Raw genomic sequence first — 18,192 nt, forward strand, 5'->3', positions numbered from 1 at the left:
CGTCAGAAGAACATCACGGAGCGGAGCTTGAGGCGTTCGGAGCCGTAGCCGGTGTGCGGTCGCAAGGTGAACGAGTCACCCGTGCAGTCCGGCTCCGTGAAGACCTCGGCGTACGCGTCGGTCCGGTTGCGCGGCGAGTGGGCCGGGGAGCTGGATCCCGGGTCCGCCACCTCCGGCAGCGTGACGCACTCCCAGCTCTCCGGGTCGTCGATGACGGCGACCCGCGGCCTGCCGTCGAGCCCGCTATAGGTGTACTGGAACTGGCCGTCGGCCGCGGTGGCCGACGCGGGCAGGGCGACGGTCAGGGCAAGAGCGCCCGCGGCGGCGGCCAGGGCGGTGCGGAAGCGCATACGCGCGGTCCTTTCACAGTGGTGGGTGCAACGGGCCTTCGCTTCCCACGCGCATGTCCGCATATGCCGGTCCTGTCGGCACTCACCCGGACGAGGGAGTCGCCCTGGATGCGTCACGCGGGCGTCGGACGAGGGGCGCCCGGGGCGCGCACAGGGGGCGTGCGAACCGGCTGCCCGCTCCGACTTCCCGGCTCTCTGGGAGTGTGTCCCCTGGGTGACTCCACTCCCGTGCGGAACCGTGGCACCCATGACCACCACGCGCATGACGTCGGCACGCATCGGGCGCGCGGCCCTGGCCGCGGCCACCGCACTGGCCGTTTTCACCGCCCTGCCCGCCGGCACCGCCCACGCGGCCACCGGGACCTTCTTCTACCACTCGTCCCAGTCCGGCGACCTGGAGATCGACGACCCGGACAACGGCGAGTGCTACCTCCTGCTCCAAGGCGCGGACAGCGTCAACAACGGCACGGACACCATCGCCACCGTGTACTTCGACCAGGGCTGCGAGGAGCGCGCGGACACCCTCGCCCCCGGCCAGGAGCGCGGCTACTTCGAGCCCCTCCCGCACAGCGTGCAGTTCGGCTGAGAACCACCCCCCCCCAGGACGGCGGGGCCGCCCCTCCTTGGCCCCGCCGTCCACCCCTCTAGGCGGTGAGCCCCCGCAGCAGCTCCGGCAGCGCCGTGCCGATCGGCTCGCGCACCACCTCCGTGGCCCGGTCGTCGTACGGGGTCGGCTCGGCGTTCACGATGACGAGGCGCGCCCCGAAGTCGGCGGCGAGACCCGCGAGGCCCGCCGCGGGCTGCACCTGGAGGCTCGTGCCCACCGCGACGAACACCTCGCAGGCCTTCGTGATCGCCACGGCCTCGCCGAGCACCTCCGGATCGAGCCGCTCGCCGAACATCACCGTCGCCGACTTGAGGACACCACCGCATGCCGTGCACGCCGGATCCGGCTCGCCCGCCTCGACACGGGCGAGCGCCTCCTCCATCGGCCCGCGCGCACCACACCCGGTGCACACCACCGACCGTGCCGAGCCGTGCAGTTCGAGCACCTTGCGGTCCGGCATCCCGGCCAGCTGGTGCAGCCCGTCCACGTTCTGCGTGATCACCCGCACCGGGACGCCGGAGCGCTCCAGCTCGACCACCGCGTGATGCGCCGCGTTCGGGCGGGCCAGGAGCGTGCGGTTCTCCCGCCGCATCCGCCACGCCCTGCGCCGGATCTCCGGATCACCCATGTAGTACTCGTACGTCACGAGCTTCTCGGCCTCGGGGTCGCGCCGCCACAGGCCGTTCGGCCCGCGGTAGTCGGGGATGCCGGAGTCCGTGGAGATGCCGGCTCCGCTGAGAAGGGCGACGAGGGGCTTGCTCATGCCGCCGAGCGTAGGGCGCGCGGGCGCGCACCGGCGAACGGATTTCGCCTGGCGCACCGGGACGCGCCCGCGCACCGGTCCGGCGCTGCGCGCGGCGCCACCTCCGGCTCATCCAATGGGGTGAGCTGCGCGTATCGATCGCCGCACGCACCCGCCGAGCGGGGATCCTGGGACGGAAGCGGCGTGCGGGCAGGAGCTGGCATGAAGGCCGAAATTGACAGCGACGACAGCCCCCGGCGTGCGATAGAACCATGGATCACCCATCCCAGGGCGCATCTCACTTCGCTTCAGTGGCGGCTCTGCCACGCCTCGCTCCGTCGTCGCGGGCACGCCACCCCTCCCACCACGCGTCAGGCAGGTCGGCCGTGACACCGACGTCCTGACGCACCTCCCTCCACCACTCTTGCGACACACCATGCCGCCCTACGGGGTCCTCGGACCCGGCAACGGGGGAACCCATGTCCGTGCCACCGCCTCCGCAGCCCTACCGTCTGCTGCGCGCCACCGACCTGCTCGACCTCCACTTCCGCTTCCTGGGCCTGCGCCTGGAGAAGCCCCTGCTCGCACCCCGCCGGCTGGTCCGCCAGAAGCCGGACCAGCCGGGCTACCTCGTCGTCACCTTCGGCCCCCAGCACGTCGTCGAGCGGGCGTTCTTCGAGCTCACCCCCGGCATCCCGGAAGGCGCCACCCTCGCCGGGAGCGAGCCGCACAAGCCGCCGCCGGTGGCCTCGCGCATCGGCGGCCGCAGCGTCCTGGTGTTCGATGTGGGAGCCCAGAGCTCCGTCACCTACACCGAGAAGGGCCTCCTCGACGCGATGCGGGAGCTCCCCCTGCGCGTCGTGGACGCCGCCCGGGAACCGGCCGCCGCGGCCGGGCTGCACCACGCCGTGACCGAGGCTCCCGACAACGTCTTCCACGCCCTGCGCCTGGCCCGCACGGTGGCGGAGCTCGCGGCGCGGCACGGTCCCGACGGGCCCGTCGACGCGGGGCTGCTCGCCGCCCCGGCCGCGGCGCCCGCCGCCGGAGCCCGGCCGGAGAACCCGCTCGCGAACCCGGACGACCCGAAGACCGGCATCGAACTGCCCTACCGGCTCCTGCTGTCACCGCCCCAGGGCGCCACCTGGTCGCACACCAGCGAACTCCCCGATCCCACGGGCCGCGTCGAGCTGTGGCACACCCGGCTGCCCGCCACCGGCGCCCGTGCCGTCTGGACCCGCGACCCCGGCTTCGACCCCGCCGACCCGCACCCGCTGCGCCCCGACGGCAACGACTTCACCATGGCGATGACCCCCGAGGACCGGTCGTCCGTGGTGCACCTGACCTCCAACACCGGCCTGCCGGGCGGCTTCCGGCCGACGCCGCTCACCGGCGACAACCTCATGCTGTCCAGCATGGGAGGCTGGCTCGACTCCCTCGGCCGCTGGGACCGGCCGCCCGACGGCTTCCAGGTCACCCAGTGGCGCCACCGCGCCTCCCTCGGCCGCGACCACTACGTACGGGTCATGTACCGGGGGCGGCTCTTCCCCTTCGGTCACCTCGCGGACCTCGTCAAGGTCACCGAGCGCAAGTTCGACCACGAGCGGCCGGACCACGCGGCCTACCTCAACCAGCGGTTCTTCATCATGGTGCGCGAGCCGGTCCGCCGCTACGGAGCGCCCGGGGACCCGGAGGAGCTGAAGCGGCTGCGCCGCCGTTTCCCGTTCGTCAGCGTCCGGCTGCTCACCCTCGTCACCCCCGACCTGCACGAGCCCCGGACGATCCCGGGCCTGGCCACCGACCCCAACCACCCCAACGAGAAGCTCGCCTTCTTCCCGGAGACCGACGGGGAGGTGCCCTTCCAGTTCCAGGTGAGCATGACCGACCTGGACGGCCGCCTTGTCGAGTTCCGCACGCCCATGGCCTTCGTCGGCAAGAACCTGTACGGGAACCGGGCCGACGTGCAGACGCTGATCACGTTCTACACCCCGGACGAGACCGCGCCGAGCCCCACGGAACCCGACCTGACCCACGACGCGGTCAAACGCGCCCTCGCCGACGTGCGCGGCCAGGCCGTCGCCTTCGCGCCGAGCAACAAGCCCGACGACACGACGCTCTCCACCGGCCGGCTGATCTGGGGCGCCGCGCTCGCCCCGGACCCGGTCGCCGCCGAAGAGCCCCTGTTCCTGCCCACCGTGCGCTGGGCGCGCGCCGTCGTGCCGGCCCTCAGCCGCTTCGGCACCGGCGGCGGCGGTGACCAGCCGAAGTCGGTGTTCCACCCCGAGCCGTACGTGCGCGACGCCTTCACCGACGCCAACAAGGGCCAGCTGTTCGTCGAGCTCGTCGAGCCGTTCCCGCTGACCTTCAGCTCGGGAGGGCAGAGCGCCGGAGCCCTCGCCCAGCCGAACTTCAGCGTCGCGGGCCTGTCCCGGCTGACCGGCCCGGTGGCCGCCGTCCCCGCCACGGCCCTCGCTCCTGCCGCCGACCCGGCCGACAAGTGGGTCAACCTCCTCCAGGGCCGGTTCAACCCCCTCGACTACTTCAAGCAGATCAACGACGCCAAGCTCTTCGGAATGTTCCCGCTGTCAGCGATCCTCAAGGAGGCCGGACTCGACCGGCTCAAGGCGCCGAACTTCCTCACGGCGACCGTCAACGCCGTCACCGGATTCCTCAACGACCTGCGCGGTCTGCGCGACACCCTGGCCGCCGTCCAGGAACAGTTCCCCCAGACCGCCGACCGCGTCATCCGCGTCGTCGACACCGCGACACGCTTCGTCGAGGTGCTCCTCGCCTACATCACCAGCAATCTGGAGCACGCCCCCAACCCCACCCGCATCGAGGACGTCGACAACGCCTTCCGCGCCTTCGCCGACGCCCTCAGGGAGCTGCGCGTGGCCCTGCCCGCCGGGGTCGAGACCGGTGTGCGGCAGCTGCTCACCCGCATCGCCGAGGCGACCGCCACGTACGAGAACGGGGCGGGCGAGGTCATCGCGCTGCGGGACGCCATCAAGATGGCGGCGCTCGGCGCCAAGCTGCCGGACGTCGTCAACTCCCGCATCCAGTGGCAGCCGGACATCACGGCGTGGCGGCCGGACAAGAAGGAGCCCCCGGAGCACGAGAAGGACGCCGTCTTCTGGCCCGTGGGCAAGCTGACGCTCGTGGCGGACCTGCGCGGCTCCCTGCGGCCCGACGTGCCCCAGGCCGCCGACATCACCTGCACGCTGGACAACTTCAAGCTGCGCATGGTCCCCGACTTCGAAGCGATCGCCCTGCACTTCCAGCGGATCCGCTTCACCATGCGCGCGGGCCAGAAACCCGACGTCGAGGTGAAGCTCGGCAGCGTCGACTTCATCGGGCACCTGGAGTTCATCCAGACCCTGCGCAACCTCATCCCGCTCGACGGCTTCAGCGACCCGCCCGCCCTCACCGTCGACAGCTCCGGCATCCACGCCAACTACTCGATGCAGCTGCCCAACGCGGCCGTGGGCGTGTTCAGCCTGGAGAACCTCTCCCTGAACGCGATGCTCTCGGTGCCGTTCATCGGGAACACCCCGCTCCAGGCGGGCTTCTCGTTCTGCCGCCGTGAGGCGCCGTTCCGCCTCACCGTGTCGATGCTCGGCGGTGGCGGCTACTTCGGCATCGTCCTCAACCCCAAGGAAATCGCCGTCCTGGACGCCGCCGTCGAATTCGGCGCCGCGGTGTCCATGAACTTCGGCGTGGCCAGCGGCAGCTTGTCCGTGATGGCGGGCATCTACTTCCGGCTCGAACTCGTCAGCGTCACCAACGACCCGGGCAGGCCCGACCAGAAGGAGATCCGCCCCAACGTCAAACTCGTCGGCTACCTCCGCGCCCGCGGCGAGGTCGACGTCCTCGGCATCGTCTCCGCCTCCATCGAGCTCTACCTCGAACTGGGCTACGAAGGCGGCTACGCCGTCGGCCGCGCCCGGCTCACCATCAGCATCGAGATCGGCTTCTTCTCGAAGTCGGTGACGATCCGCTGCGAGAAGAAGTTCGCGGGCAGCGGCAAGCGCACCGACGTCGCGGGCGCCGCCCCCGCCCCGGAGCTCACACCGCCGTCCTTCGTCGACCTCATGTCGCCGTACACCGACCCGGTCACGGGCGCCCGCATCGACCCCGTCCTCGACTACTGCACGGCCTTCGCGGAGGTGGACTGACCATGGTGGACAGCATCCGATGGACCGTCCTTCCCGACGGCGTCATCGAGGGCGACACCGTACGCGTGTCCGTCCTCGTCACCCCGCACCTGACCGGCATCACCCAACTCGGCCAGTCCGAGGCGTTCCTCCGCTGGCCCGAGCGGCTGGCCACCCTGCTGGCCGGGCTCCGGTTCGAGTTCGACAAGCCCGAGCACACCTACGTCACGGCACACGAGCCGACGGGCCACTACCCCCCGGCCGACCTCGACACGTGGAAAGCCCTGTTCAAGGACACCACCCCGGTCGCCCTGCCGGAGCAGGCGACCGCGCTGGTCGCCGAGGCACCGGACACCCTGCGCTCCTTCCCCGGCAAGATGGTGCACGACGAGATCGCCGACGTGTACCAGGCCGTCGCCGTGACCACGACGCGCAGCCGCCTCGGCGGCGAATGGGCCCGCCAGGAGAGCCTCCTGTGCGAGGAACCGCCGACGGACCACCGCGGCTGGGAGATGCCCGCCCTGTATCTGATGCCCGACATCATCACCCGCGAGGTCCTGGACATGGGCCGGAACCTGGCCGAGGGCTACGAGGTGGTGAAGCGGGCGTTCAACCAGCACGGCGACGTCCCGCGCGCCGCCGCGGACGACCTCACTCCGCGGGTCATGGACCGTACGACCGAGTTCTACACCAGGGCGGTGAACAAGCACGTGCTGCCCCTGGCCGAGACCGCCCTGTTCTACGACCGGCCCCGGCCGTCCGCCGAGGCCCTGGCCGCCGAGGAGGAGGAAGAGCACCGCGTCGACTTCCACGAGGCGTGCGGTCTGCTCGGCGACTACCCGGAGCTCCAGCGCAGGTTCGGCCTCGTCGTCGACCGCCGGTTCACCCTGCCCGCGAGCATCCCCGACGGGGCCCGCGTCCGGGTGCGCTTCGCGGACGGCGTCCCCCACGCCGACGACCTCAACGCCGAGCCGCTCCGCCCCTGGACGACCCTCCGGCTCGTCCGGGGCAGCGTCTTCGAAGCGGCCCCCGCCACCGGGGGCCTGATCACCGGCGGGATGCTGAACCTCGGCGCCCCCGACACCTGGCACCTCACCGAACTGGACGTGGACGGGGCGGCGCTCAAGCACCTCGACTACGCCCGCACCATCGCGGCCCTGTACGACCGTGACGTGCCGTCGAGCCCCGGCTCCGTCGCCCACCAGGTCGCGGGCACCGCCACCCCGGCCGCCCGCGGCGGCGGCATCACCCTGATGCACACCGTCCGCGACCACTACCTCGCCGGACAGATCGGCACCGACCTCAAGCGCCGCACCAACGGCGAGGTGGCCGAACTGACCGCGGAGAACCTGGTCCGCGGCTACCGCGTGGACATCGGCACCGTCGACCCGGCCACCGGCGCCGTCCGCCAGTGGCAGTCGCTGCTGCGCCGCCGCGGCCGCTACACGATCCGCTGGCCCGGACAGCAGCCCATCACCCTCCAGGTCCGCCCCGACGAGGGCCTGGTGCGCGCCAGCGCCGTGACGGCCACCTCCGCCACCTCCAAGGAGCTCTACGGCCACCAGGCCGTCTGCGGCTGGCACGGCTGGAGCCTCGCCGCACCCCGGCCGGGCCGCACCATCGGGCTCGACAACGAGCCGGAGGCACCCGCCCCGCCCGTGTCGCCGGACGTGCCCCTGGAGACCCGGTTCACGGCGGAGCCCGGCTCGCTGCCCGCCCTGCGCTTCGGCCGCACGTACCGGATGCGCGCCCGCGTCGTCGACCTCGCGGGCAACGGCCTCGAACACACCGCGAGCACACCCGACGCCGTCCGGTCCGACGCGATCACCTACGGCCGTTGGGAGCCCGTCCCACAGCCCGTGGTGGTGCCGCTCCTTCCGTTCAACGAGGGCGAGTCCACCGAGCGCCTGGTCATCCGCAGCACCGTCACCGACGACGGCCGTCAGATCTCGCCCGACGAGTACGTCCTGTGGCGCTCCAACGTCCCCGACCACAAGGCGCGCTCCGACGTCGACGGCCTGGACCGCCAGTACAAGCCGATCGCGGAGCGACACGTGGCACCGCCGAAGACGGCCCTGCAGATGGCCGAGGAGCACGGCGTGTTCGACGCCGCCTTCGGCGCCACCAAGCCCGACCGGGTGCGCGCGGAGTACTTCGCCGCCGCCTCCCGCGAATCCGGGTCCTTCCTGGACACCGTCGTCCGCGACCCGCAGTGGCCGCACCTCCCGCACGACCTGCTGCTCGAAGGCTCCATCCACATCGCCAAGCACGACGTGCACGACCCTGTGGCCGTCACCCCGCTGCCGCTCGCGCGCCGCGGCGCCGGGCTCAAGCAGGGCGAGTTCGTCGTGCACGACACCCACCAACTGCGCCTGCCGTACCTCCCGGACGTCCTCGCCGAGGGCGTCATGCTGCGCGGCCTGCCCGGCGACCTGGACAACCGCAAGATCCCCTTCCCCGGCCCCTGGCCACAGGCCCAGCCCTTCAAGATCCGCATCCGGGAAGGCAGCGGCGCACCGCACTGGGACGGCCTCACCCAGCGCGTCCTGGAGGTGTACCTGCCCAAGGGCGAGATCGCCACGGTCCGCCTGAGCTGCTATCTGGACCCGCAGAAGCTCCCCCTGCTGCGCCAGTGGGGGCTGCTCACCGAGTCCTCCTTCTGGCAGGACCTGCGCGAGCAGGACAGGGCGTTCCTCACCCGGGCCACCGCCGACGGCGAGAACTGGATGCTCACGCCCTGGACCGAGGTCACGCTGGTGCACGCGGTGGAGAAGCCCGTGCAGCCACCCCGCCTCGCCGAACTCACGGCTTATCGGACGGCCGAACAGACCGCCGCCGCCATCACCGTCCAGGTCACCAGCCACGCCGAGAGCACCGGCCACGTCGAGGTGGACGCCCGCTGGAGCGAGTGGCTCGACGACGTCACCCAGCCCGCGCCCACCCGCGTGGACGGCCACAAGCAGCTGGAGGACATCACCCTGGCCTACACCGACGACGAGGAACGGGTCACCCGCACCCACGAGTTCGGCGACACCCGGCACCGCAACGTCCGCTACACGCCGACCGCCGTCACCCGCTTCCGCGAGTACTTCCACCCCACCATCACCGACGACCGCGCCAACGTCACCCGCCTCGGCCCGACCGCGGCCCCCCTGCCGGTGCCCAGCTCCCGCAGGCCCCAGCCGCCCGCCGTCGCCTACGCCGTGCCCACCCTGCGCCACGACCGCAGCGTCGACGAGCAGCGGGCCACGGTCACCCAGCGCCGCCGCCCCGCGGGCCTGCGCGTCTATCTGAACCGCCCCTGGTACTCCTCCGGCGACGACGAGATGCTCGCCGTGGTGCTCGACACCGGCACCGCCCTGCCCGACACCGTCGCCACCCGCTGGGGCGTCGACCCCGTCTGGTCCGACACCACCGTCCTGCCGCGCCCGCAGGCCACGCACTTCCCGAACGCGGAGAAGCGCCCGACCGGTCTGCGCCTGCCCGGCTCACCCGACACGGAACCGGTCCTCGTCGACGCGGCGGCCTTCACCCCCGCGTACGACAAGGGACGGGGGCTCTGGTACGTCGACATCGACGTGGACTTCGGCAGCGGCGCGGCCACCACCTACTTCCCGTATCTGCGCCTCGCCCTCGCCCGCTACCAGCCGTACGCGGTCGACCCGCTGCACCTGTCGAAGGTGGAACGGGCGGAGTTCGCCCAGCTCCTGCCGCCGCGCACGCTCACCGGGCGGCGCGAGGGCAACCAGCTCACGGTCACCCTCACCGGCCCGGCCACGTACAACGAACTGGGTGAGATGAGCGGCACCGGCAGCACCGCCGCGGCCGCGTGCCGCCGGGTCACGCTCACCCTCCAGAGCCGGGCGCAGGCGGGGGAGGACGACATGGACTGGAAGGACCTGGGCACCCCGGCGGACCTGGTCTGCCGCGCCAACGGCACGGGCTTCGCCTGGTCCGGCGGCATCGCGGCCCCCACCGGCCAACTCCTCACCCTGTACCGGCTGCTGGTCCAGGAGCACGAGCTGTACCGCACCGACAAGGACACGGCGACCGACACGGCCACCGTCAACGGCACCCCGGTACCGGCCGCCCGGCGCCTGGTGCACGCCGACTACTTCGAGCTGACGGTCGGTCTCCTGGGCCGGATCGACTTCAAGCTGTAGCGAGCGGTCGCCGCGCAGGGCCCGGGCCGTAGGGAGACGCGGCCGGGCCCCTCGCAGCGCGTCGGGCAACAGTCACCTCTGCTGCTACTCTCTGTCGTCGCATGGTCATCGTGAGCAACTTGCAGAGGTGTACGTGAAGGTCACCTGCGTCGGTGGCGGCCCCGCCGGTCTCTATCTCTCCATCCTCCTGAAGCGGCAGGACCCGACCACCGAGATCACCGTCCACGAGCGCAACCCGGAGGGCTCCACCTACGGCTGGGGCGTCACGTACTGGCGCGGGCTCCTCGACAAACTCCACGAGCACGACCCCGAGTCCGCGCGCGCCGTCGAGGAGGCCTCCGTCCGCTGGCGCGACGGCGTCGCCCACGTGGGGGACCGCACCACGCGCCACCGCGGCGACGAGGGCTTCGGCATCGGCCGCCACCGCCTCCTCGAACTGCTCGCCGCACGGGCCAGGGCCCTCGGCGTACGCCTGGAGTTCGGCCACGAGATGACGGCCGACGCACTGCCCCGCGAGGCCGACCTGGTCGTCGCCGGCGACGGCCTGCACAGCACGCTGCGCGGCCAGTACCCCGAGCACCACGGCACGCACGTCACCGCCGGACGCAACCGGTACATCTGGCTCGGCACCACCAAGGTCTTCGACGCCTTCACGTTCGCCTTCGTGGAGAGCGACCACGGCTGGATCTGGGCCTACGCGTACGGCTACGGCGCGCAGGGCAGCACCTGCGTCGTCGAGTGCGCCCCGGAGACCTGGACCGGTCTCGGCCTCGACCGCGCCGACGAGGCCGAAGGCCTGACCCTCCTGGGCAAGCTCTTCGACCACCTCCTGGACGGGCACCCCCTGATCGGCCGCTCCTCCGCCGACGGCCGGGCCCAGTGGCTGACCTTCCAGACCCTCACCAACAAGCGCTGGTACCGCGACAACGTCGTCCTCCTCGGCGACGCCGCCCACACCACCCACTACTCCATCGGCGCGGGCACCACCCTCGCCCTGGAGGACGCCATCGCGCTGGCCGCCGCCCTGCGCGGCCACCCCACGCTCCCGGCAGCGCTCGCCGCCTACCAGCGGGAGCGCGAGGCCGCCCTCCTGTCCGTCCAGAGCGCCGCCCGCTACAGCGCCCGGTGGTACGAGAGCCTGCCGCGGTACGTCCACCTGCCGCCGCACCGCATGTTCGCCCTGCTCGGCCAGCGCCACTCACCGCTGCTGCCGTACGTGCCGCCCCAGCTCTACTACGGCCTCGACAAGGCCGCCGGGCAGGTCGAGGCGCTGCGCCGCTTCAAGCGGTGGCTGGGGCCGAAGCTCGCCCGTACCGCGCACGCGCGGGCCGCGACGGGCCGCGACCAGCGCCCGTAGCGTCCGCAGACCCCGTGGTCCGGGCCGGGGCCCGGACCACTCGGTGCCTCGATCAGGACTGCGGCGGGTTCTGCTGCCCCTGGTCGCCGCCCAGCTGCTCCTTGAGTTTCTCCTGGGCGGTGTCGACCTGGCTGCTGTACTTGCCCTGCGTCTTGTCGTCGACGAAGTCTCCCGCCTTGTCGATGCCCTGGCCCGCCTTGTCCTCGTGGCCCTTCAGCATCTGCTTGAGCTTGTCCAGCACAGACATGGGATGTCTCCTTGCGGTGTCGCCCCTGGTTCCAGGTTCACCGCGCACCGACCGATCCGCATCCCGTGCGGCGGAAAACCCCGTGCGTCACGGGAGTCCCGGGCGCTACCGTCCCGGCATGCCCCCTGAGGACGGACACTTCGCGGAGGACGTAGCCGCCACCTACGACGAGTCGTCGGCCGACATGTTCCGCCCGGAGGCGGTGGACCCCGTCGTCGATCTCCTCGCCGACCTGGCGGGCGACGGCGAGGCACTGGAGTTCGGCATCGGCACGGGCCGCATCGCCCTGCCGCTCGCCCGACGCGGCGTCCCGGTGCACGGCATCGAGATGTCCCGCGCCATGGCGTCCCGGCTGCGGGACAAGCCGGGCGGCGACGCGGTGCCCGTGACCATCGGCGACTTCGCCACCACCCACGTCGAGGACGCGCGGTCCGCCTCGGTGGTCTACCTCGTCTTCAACACGATCAACAACCTCACCACGCAGGACGCCCAGGTGGACTGCTTCCACAACGCCGCCGCCCATCTGCGCCCCGGCGGCCGCTTCGTCATCGAGGTCGGCGTGCCCGATCTGCGGCTCCTGCCGCCGGGGCAGACCGCCGTGCCGTTCCACATCAGCCCCACCCAGTGGGCGTTCGACACCTACGACGTGGCCACACAGGCGCTGAGCTCGCACTACGTCACGATCGTCGACGGCCGCGCCGAGCACCGCGCCATCCCCTTCCGGTACGTGTGGCCCGCCGAGCTCGACCTGATGGCGCGGCTCGCCGGACTCCGCCTGCGCGACCGCTGGGAGGACTGGCACCGGAGGCCCTTCACCAGCGAGAGCACCCAGCACGTCTCGGTGTGGGAGAAGCCCCTCGACTGACCGGGCCCCGGTGAACGCCCGGTCAGCGCCCGGTGAGCAGCGCGTCGACCGCCCGGCCGAACAGCCACGCCGCCGCCCGTGCCACCACGGGATCCAGCGCCCCGGGCAGCCACCGCACCCGCAGCTCCTCACGCCAGACCACCCGCGAACCCGCACCGGCCTCCCTGGGACCCACCTCTATCTCGGCCCACCCGGTGACGAACGAGCCGCGCTTGACCAGGCGGCAGGTCCCGCGCCGCCCCCGCGGCGGCTGCCAGAGCACGACCTCCATCACGTCGTCGAACGCCAGCGGCCCGACCCCGGAGCGCGCCGTCAGCAGGGCACCCGCACCCCCGGACTCCGCTCCGGAGACCGTGACCCTGGTCAGGGGCATCACCTGGCCGTGCCGCTCCCAGTCCGTCAGCCGCCGCCATGCCTCGTCGGGACCGAGCGGCGTGGTGCGTACGAGACGGAAGAGGGCCATACGCCGATCGTAGACAGCGCCACCGGGCCGCGCGGCCCCGGCCTCAGTGGGCCCGTGCGGCTTCCAGACACCGCCGCCCGCTCCTCGGCCAGGAGCCACCGTCCACGCCCTGGAGGCGAGGGTGAACGCCGCCACCCTCGCCTCCGACGTCGAGGGCACCTTCGGGCCCGACGCGTGGACGGGCTCCACGTGACCCCTCGGGTCCTGTCCGTCAGCCGCCCACGACCGGGTAGTGGTCGGAGAGGTTGGTGTACGTGTACTGCTTGCCCCAGCTCGACACCGTCCAGGGCGCGCTCCGCTCCTTGACCACGTCGTTCTTCCACGCCGAAGGACGGGCGTGCCCCTGGCGGTGCAGGACGTGGTCGAGGTCCTCGCGGGGGTCGCTCGGGTAGCGCTCGGCGGCGATCGAGTTGTCCCGCGTGTCGAAGGAGTACGGGTGCCCGGTCCGCTCGTCCGCGGGCGCCAGGCCCGCGTCGGCGAGCATCGAGGCGTACTCCGGGCTGTGCGAGTCCACGTTGAAGTCGCCCGCGACCATGACCTGCTCGTTCGCCGGGATGCGCTGGGCGTCCAGGAACGCGTCCAGCTCCTTGAACTGCTTGGCGCGCGTCGTGGCCGCCTCGCCCGCCGAGCAGCCGGGGTCGGTGGACTGGGCGTGGGTGCCGACCACGTGCACCTTCGTGCCGTTCACGTCCAGGACGACGTAGGCGAACCCCTTGTTGGAGTGGTGGTCCGCGCCGCATGCGTCCTTGTAGACGTACTGCTCCTTGCGCACGATCGGCCACTTGCTGAGGACTGTCACGCCGCCGTCCTCCGGGGTCAGCGCGGAGTATGCGCCCCCGGTGGCGTCCCACCCGGACTTGCTCCTGCCCACCACCGGCGTCTGGTGCGGGTACAGCGCCGAGGCGTTCTTCTGGAGCGCCTCGGACGCGGAGTTGTCGAACGCCTCCTGCACCACGACGACGTCGTTCCCCCGGAAGAACCCGGCGGCCGGTATCTCCTTGGCCCGGTGGTCCTGCCCCCAGTTCGGGTACAGCGTCTTGCTGAACAGGAAGGCGTTGTACGTGAGCACCTTCAGCCGGGGCGGCGCGTCGGCGGCCGTCGCGCTCGGGGCCGTCGCGGCCAGCGTCGCCGCCGTGGCGAGCGCCACGAGACAGGTGCGCGGGGTGGGGTGGGGCACGGAGTATCTCCCTGTGGGGGTGGGAACGGGCGCCGGCTGGAAGCACCGGCGTCGGCCATCCAAGGCGCCGTGGGTTACGGCGGGTTGACGTGCGGGTGAGCGTGGGGAGGATCATGACGTGCGGCTGGGCCGCAGGTCACGTGGGTGGTGCCTGGGTGTGGCGTACGCACTCCGTGATCACGGAGCGCAGGCTGTCGGTGCGCCGGTAGAGGTCGCGCTGGAGGTGGGCCCCGGTGCCGTGGGCGAGGAGGCGTGCCGTGCGTTCGCGGGCCAGGGCGAGGTCCCCGGTGTCGTCGAGGGCGTCCCGTACGTGGTCGAGGAGGGCGCGGGCCGCCTCGGGGCCGGGGGTCGGCCGCATCGTCAGGGGGTGGAGGAGCACGTCGTCGAGGCCGGAGCGCGCGGCGCGCCACGCGGCGAGCCGCAGCAGGCTGACGCCGTGCCCCAGCGGCGGCGTGCCCGCGCGCCACTCCCGCGCGGCCGTCTCGACGAGGGCCCGGCAGAGCGCGGCGATCAGGACGGTGGTGCCCGCGTCGAGGCACACGTCCGCCACCCGGATCTCGACGGTGGGGTAGCGGTGGGAGAGCCGGGCGTCGAAGTAGACCATGCCCCGGTCGCGCAGCACCCCGGTGGTCACCATGTCGCTGACCTGCTGCTCGTACCGCACGGCCGAGCCGAAGAGCTCGGTGGGGCCCGCCATCGGCCAGCGCCCCCACACTCTGCTGCGGTAGCTGGCGTACCGGCTGTCCTTGCCCTGCCAGAACGGGGAGTTGGAGCTGAGCGCGACGAGGACCGCCAGCCACGGCCGGATCCTGTCGACGACGGCCACGCCCTCCTCGTCCGACTCCACGGCGACGTGCACGTGGCAGCCGCAGGTCAGCTGCTCCTGGGTGGTGAGGCCGAACTGCTCCTCCATCCACTGGAAGCGCTTGCCCACGTTGACGGAGGGGCTCGCGGGCAGGGGAGAGGTGGCAAGGGCGGCCACCGAGGCGCCGACGTCACCGGCGTGCCGGGCCGCCTCGGCCCGCCACCGGACGATCTCGGCGGAGAGGCTGTCCATGTCCGACTGCGGCCGCGTGGCGAATTCGATCTGGTGGCCGTGCAGCTCCTTCTCGAAGGCGTCGTCCCCGGAGTCCCCGTTCCCGCTCTCCTCCGCACCGCCGTGCTCGGCGGTGTCCCTGGCCGCACGGGCCAGGACGGCCGTCGACAGGGCCCGAGGCTCCCCACTCTCACGGTCGAACAGGAGGAGCTCCTCCTCCACACCCACGGTACGCACCGGACGCCGCCTCTCCGGCCCGCCTACTTCGGACTGTGGGGGCCACTCGGTACCCAGTACCCCGACGGCGGGGTAGCAGCCGTGTGCTGTCCGCCATCAGGGTTCATGGGTTTCAGCCGAGCCGATGGGGCGAATGCGTAGATCATGGTGAAAATCGGCTACACGATGATGACCGAGCAAGCGGGACCGCGCTCCCTCGTCGAACATCTGGTCGCCGCAGAGGGTGCCGGTTTCGACTTCTCGGTGACCTCGGACCACTACTTCCCGTGGCTGGAGGAGCAGGGCCACGCGCCGTACGCGTGGAGCGTGCTCGGCGCCGCCGCGCAGGCGACCTCGCGCATCCCGCTCATGACGTACGTGACCTGCCCGACGGTCCGCTACCACCCGGCCGTGGTGGCCCAGAAGGCCGCCACGATGCAGCTGCTCTCCGAGGGCCGCTTCCGGCTCGGCCTCGGCAGCGGGGAGAACCTCAACGAGCACGTGGTGGGGGGCGGCTGGCCCGCCCCGGAGGTCCGTCTGGAGATGCTCGAAGAGGCCGTCGGGATCATCCGGGCGCTCTTCTCGGGGGACACCGTCCACCACCAGGGCACCCACTTCGACGTGGCGAACGCCCGCCTGTGGGACCTGCCGGAGGAGCCGCCGCCCCTTGGTGTGGCCGTCTCCGGCGAGGTGTCGTGCGCCCTGGCGGGCCGCCACGCCGACCTGGTCATCGCCACCGAGGCGAAGCCCGAGCTGCTCGACGCCTTCGACCGGCACGGCGGCAGCGGCAAGCCCCGCATCGGCCAGCTGCCCGTCTGTTACGACCCCGACGAGGGCGCGGCGATCGCCCGCGCCCACGAGCAGTTCCGCTGGAGCGTGGGCGGCTGGCCGGTCAACGCCGAACTGCCCGGCCCGTCCGGCTTCGCCGGAGCCACCCAGTACGTCACGCCGCGGGACGTCGCACAGCAGATCCCGTGCGGCGCCGACGTCGACACGTTCGTCGACGCGGTACGCCCCTACGCGGAAGCCGGCTTCACCGAGATCGCCCTCGTCCAGGTCGGCGGCGACCACCAGCTGCCGTTCATCGACTGGGCCGAGAAGGAGCTGCTGCCCGTGCTGCGCGACCTGTGACGCCGCCTCAGCCATCCACGACCCGACGGGAGAACAGCATGACCGACACATCGAGCCCGCAGCCGCGGCCCTCGTCCCCCGACCTGGTGCACGTGGTGCTCAGCGACTGCTCGGCCGCCGACGCGGACGCGGTCTTCGGTGCCCTATGCACGCACTTCCGCGGCGACCGCGGTGACGACGCGCCACGCCAGACCGAGGCGACCCGGCCCGCCGTCTGGACCGGCTCCTTCCAGGCCTCCGCGGCACCCGGCCCGGTGCCGGGAGTGCTCCTCTCGGACTCCGTGACCGCCGACCTCCAGGGCGCCCCGGCGGCGGTCGACCGGCTGCGCGCGGTGCTCGAAGGGGCCTTCAGCGCCGCGGCCGAGGGCACGGCGTCGGGCGACCAGGAGGTCCAGGTCCAGCTGCGCCTGACGGGTGCCGACCGCGGGGCCCCGCCCGCCGGGGCCTGAGCGGCGGCGCCCCCGGCGGGCTCAGAAGACGGAGAGCCCGGTGAGCGTGGTGAAGCGGTCGAGCGCGGCGACGCCCGCCACGGAGTTGCCGCGCTGGTCCAGGCCGGGGCTCCACACGCACAGGGTGCAGCGCCCGGGCACGACGGCGATGATGCCGCCGCCCACGCCGCTCTTGCCGGGCAGGCCCACGCGGTGGGCGAAGTCACCGGCGGCGTCGTACGTGCCGCAGGTCAGCATGACCGCGTTGATCTGCTTGGCCTGGCTGCGGGTGAGCAGCGTGGAGCCGTCGGACCGTATGCCGTGGCGGGCGAGGAACCCGGCGGCCAGGGCGAGGTCGGCGCAGGACGCCTCGATGGAGCACTGGCGGAAGTACTGGGCGAGGAGCTCGGGGACGGCGTTGGTGATGTTGCCGTACGACGCCATGAAGTGCGCGAGGGCGGCGTTGCGGTCGCCGTGCTCGGTCTCGCTGTCGGCGACGTGCTCGTCGAAGGTGAGGCGGTCGTTGCCGGACTCCGCGCGCAGGAAGTCGCGCAGCACCCCGGCGGCGTCGCCGGTCAGGCTCTGCAGCCGGTCGGTGACGACGAGGGCGCCGGCGTTGATGAAGGGGTTGCGCGGGATGCCGTGCTCGTACTCCAGCTGCACCAGCGAGTTGAACGGGTTGCCCGACGGCTCCCGGCCCACGTGCTCCCACAGCAGCTCGCCCTCCAGGCTCAGATCGAGGGCGAGCGTGAAGACCTTGGTGATGGACTGGGTGGAGAAGGGCTGCTGCCAGTCCCCGACGCCGTAGACCGTGCCGTCGAGCTCGGCGACCGCCATCCCGAACCGCCGCGGGTCCGCCGAGGCGAGCGCCGGGATGTAGTCGGCCGGGCGGCCGCGGCCCGGCAGGCGCTGGATCTCGTCAGCGATGCGGTCGAGGACCGGCTGGAGGGAGGGTGACACGCGTACTTGCTCCGTGTTCGTGCTTCTTGCGGTGGGGCGTCAGTACCTTACGGCAGCTCGCGGGCGGAAACGATCAGAGCCGGGCACGCGCCCCGGAGGGGGCCTCCACCTGGCCTGTCCGGGCGGGCGGGGAACGCATGAGCGATCGCGTGTTGAACCATTGCAAAGAGCAAGAAAAATAAGTTCTAAGTACAACCAACTGGCCGAAAAATGGTCCACACCAGCGCCCGGCCAGGAGCACTCTGGCCCTCGATCGATGAGGTGTGTGCCGACGTGACCACCACCGCACGGCGGCACCG

At 72.2% G+C, this 18,192-nt stretch carries 14 protein-coding genes; 7 read left to right on the forward strand and 7 right to left on the reverse strand.

Going from position 1 to position 18,192, the window contains the following annotated elements; translation table 11 throughout:
- Positions 1-2: 2 nt before the first annotated feature.
- Positions 3-350 (reverse strand): hypothetical protein, encoded by a 348-nt coding sequence (locus tag MQV74_RS39705; RefSeq protein WP_242728367.1) that lies wholly within the window; start codon positions 348-350, stop codon positions 3-5.
- Positions 351-597: 247 nt separating this feature from the next.
- Here MQV74_RS39705 and MQV74_RS39710 point away from each other — a divergent pair, with 247 nt between their 5' ends.
- Positions 598-936: a hypothetical protein gene (locus MQV74_RS39710; protein WP_242728368.1), complete on the forward strand. Its 339-nt coding sequence runs from the start codon at positions 598-600 to the stop codon at positions 934-936.
- A gap of 58 nt (positions 937-994) precedes the next feature.
- Here MQV74_RS39710 and MQV74_RS39715 read toward each other — a convergent pair whose 3' ends face one another.
- Complete coding sequence (locus MQV74_RS39715) at positions 995-1,720, reverse strand: SIR2 family NAD-dependent protein deacylase (RefSeq protein ID WP_242728369.1); 726 nt, start codon at positions 1,718-1,720, stop codon at positions 995-997.
- A 458-nt stretch (positions 1,721-2,178) separates the two neighbouring features.
- Between MQV74_RS39715 and MQV74_RS39720 the strand changes: the two genes are divergently transcribed.
- The 3 genes from MQV74_RS39720 to MQV74_RS39730 all read left to right on the forward strand — a co-directional run bounded on the left by MQV74_RS39720 (position 2,179) and on the right by MQV74_RS39730 (position 11,370).
- Positions 2,179-5,871, forward strand: a complete 3,693-nt coding sequence (locus MQV74_RS39720) for a hypothetical protein (protein ID WP_242728370.1) — start codon at positions 2,179-2,181, stop codon at positions 5,869-5,871.
- A 2-nt stretch (positions 5,872-5,873) separates the two neighbouring features.
- Positions 5,874-10,013 (forward strand): hypothetical protein, encoded by a 4,140-nt coding sequence (locus MQV74_RS39725; protein ID WP_242728371.1) that lies wholly within the window; start codon positions 5,874-5,876, stop codon positions 10,011-10,013.
- A 133-nt stretch (positions 10,014-10,146) separates the two neighbouring features.
- Positions 10,147-11,370, forward strand: coding sequence for an FAD-dependent monooxygenase (locus MQV74_RS39730; protein ID WP_242728372.1), 1,224 nt, complete (start codon positions 10,147-10,149; stop codon positions 11,368-11,370).
- A 52-nt stretch (positions 11,371-11,422) separates the two neighbouring features.
- On the opposite strand, the gene MQV74_RS39735 is transcribed toward MQV74_RS39730, so the two are convergent.
- The gene (locus MQV74_RS39735; protein WP_138965465.1) at positions 11,423-11,617 is read right to left on the reverse strand and encodes an antitoxin; all 195 of its coding nucleotides are present in this window, start codon (positions 11,615-11,617) and stop codon (positions 11,423-11,425) included.
- Between the two features lie 118 nt (positions 11,618-11,735).
- On the opposite strand from MQV74_RS39735, the gene MQV74_RS39740 reads away from it, so the two are divergent.
- Complete coding sequence (locus tag MQV74_RS39740; RefSeq protein WP_242728373.1) at positions 11,736-12,482, forward strand: class I SAM-dependent DNA methyltransferase; 747 nt, start codon at positions 11,736-11,738, stop codon at positions 12,480-12,482.
- Positions 12,483-12,504: 22 nt separating this feature from the next.
- Here the strand turns inward: MQV74_RS39740 and MQV74_RS39745 are convergent, their stop codons facing one another.
- The 3 genes from MQV74_RS39745 to MQV74_RS39755 form a co-directional block, all read right to left on the reverse strand.
- Positions 12,505-12,945: an SRPBCC family protein gene (locus MQV74_RS39745; RefSeq protein ID WP_242728374.1), complete on the reverse strand. Its 441-nt coding sequence runs from the start codon at positions 12,943-12,945 to the stop codon at positions 12,505-12,507.
- A 211-nt stretch (positions 12,946-13,156) separates the two neighbouring features.
- Positions 13,157-14,122 carry a sphingomyelin phosphodiesterase gene (gene sph / locus MQV74_RS39750; protein WP_242728375.1) on the reverse strand — a complete coding sequence of 322 codons (966 nt, stop codon included), beginning with the start codon at positions 14,120-14,122 and terminating at the stop codon, positions 13,157-13,159.
- A 136-nt stretch (positions 14,123-14,258) separates the two neighbouring features.
- Complete coding sequence (locus tag MQV74_RS39755; protein WP_242728376.1) at positions 14,259-15,395, reverse strand: glutamate--cysteine ligase 2; 1,137 nt, start codon at positions 15,393-15,395, stop codon at positions 14,259-14,261.
- Positions 15,396-15,539: 144 nt separating this feature from the next.
- Here MQV74_RS39755 and MQV74_RS39760 point away from each other — a divergent pair, with 144 nt between their 5' ends.
- Positions 15,540-16,505, forward strand: a complete 966-nt coding sequence (locus tag MQV74_RS39760; RefSeq protein WP_242728377.1) for an LLM class F420-dependent oxidoreductase — start codon at positions 15,540-15,542, stop codon at positions 16,503-16,505.
- A gap of 38 nt (positions 16,506-16,543) precedes the next feature.
- Positions 16,544-16,954 carry a hypothetical protein gene (locus tag MQV74_RS39765; protein ID WP_242728378.1) on the forward strand — a complete coding sequence of 137 codons (411 nt, stop codon included), beginning with the start codon at positions 16,544-16,546 and terminating at the stop codon, positions 16,952-16,954.
- A 21-nt stretch (positions 16,955-16,975) separates the two neighbouring features.
- Here the strand turns inward: MQV74_RS39765 and MQV74_RS39770 are convergent, their stop codons facing one another.
- The gene (locus MQV74_RS39770; protein ID WP_242728379.1) at positions 16,976-17,893 is read right to left on the reverse strand and encodes a glutaminase; all 918 of its coding nucleotides are present in this window, start codon (positions 17,891-17,893) and stop codon (positions 16,976-16,978) included.
- Positions 17,894-18,192 lie beyond the last annotated feature (299 nt).

This window comes from Streptomyces sp. AN091965, from assembly GCF_022698285.1.
Classification (GTDB): Bacteria; Actinomycetota; Actinomycetes; order Streptomycetales; family Streptomycetaceae; genus Streptomyces.

Coding starts and splice junctions, on each gene's coding strand:
- MQV74_RS39705 (WP_242728367.1), bottom strand. CDS start 350: ATGCGCTTCCGCACCGCCCTGGCCGCCGCCGCGGGCGCTCTTGCCCTG.
- MQV74_RS39710 (WP_242728368.1), top strand. CDS start 598: ATGACCACCACGCGCATGACGTCGGCACGCATCGGGCGCGCGGCCCTG.
- MQV74_RS39715 (WP_242728369.1), bottom strand. CDS start 1,720: ATGAGCAAGCCCCTCGTCGCCCTTCTCAGCGGAGCCGGCATCTCCACG.
- MQV74_RS39720 (WP_242728370.1), top strand. CDS start 2,179: ATGTCCGTGCCACCGCCTCCGCAGCCCTACCGTCTGCTGCGCGCCACC.
- MQV74_RS39725 (WP_242728371.1), top strand. CDS start 5,874: ATGGTGGACAGCATCCGATGGACCGTCCTTCCCGACGGCGTCATCGAG.
- MQV74_RS39735 (WP_138965465.1), bottom strand. CDS start 11,617: ATGTCTGTGCTGGACAAGCTCAAGCAGATGCTGAAGGGCCACGAGGAC.
- MQV74_RS39740 (WP_242728373.1), top strand. CDS start 11,736: ATGCCCCCTGAGGACGGACACTTCGCGGAGGACGTAGCCGCCACCTAC.
- MQV74_RS39745 (WP_242728374.1), bottom strand. CDS start 12,945: ATGGCCCTCTTCCGTCTCGTACGCACCACGCCGCTCGGTCCCGACGAG.
- MQV74_RS39760 (WP_242728377.1), top strand. CDS start 15,540: ATGGTGAAAATCGGCTACACGATGATGACCGAGCAAGCGGGACCGCGC.
- MQV74_RS39765 (WP_242728378.1), top strand. CDS start 16,544: ATGACCGACACATCGAGCCCGCAGCCGCGGCCCTCGTCCCCCGACCTG.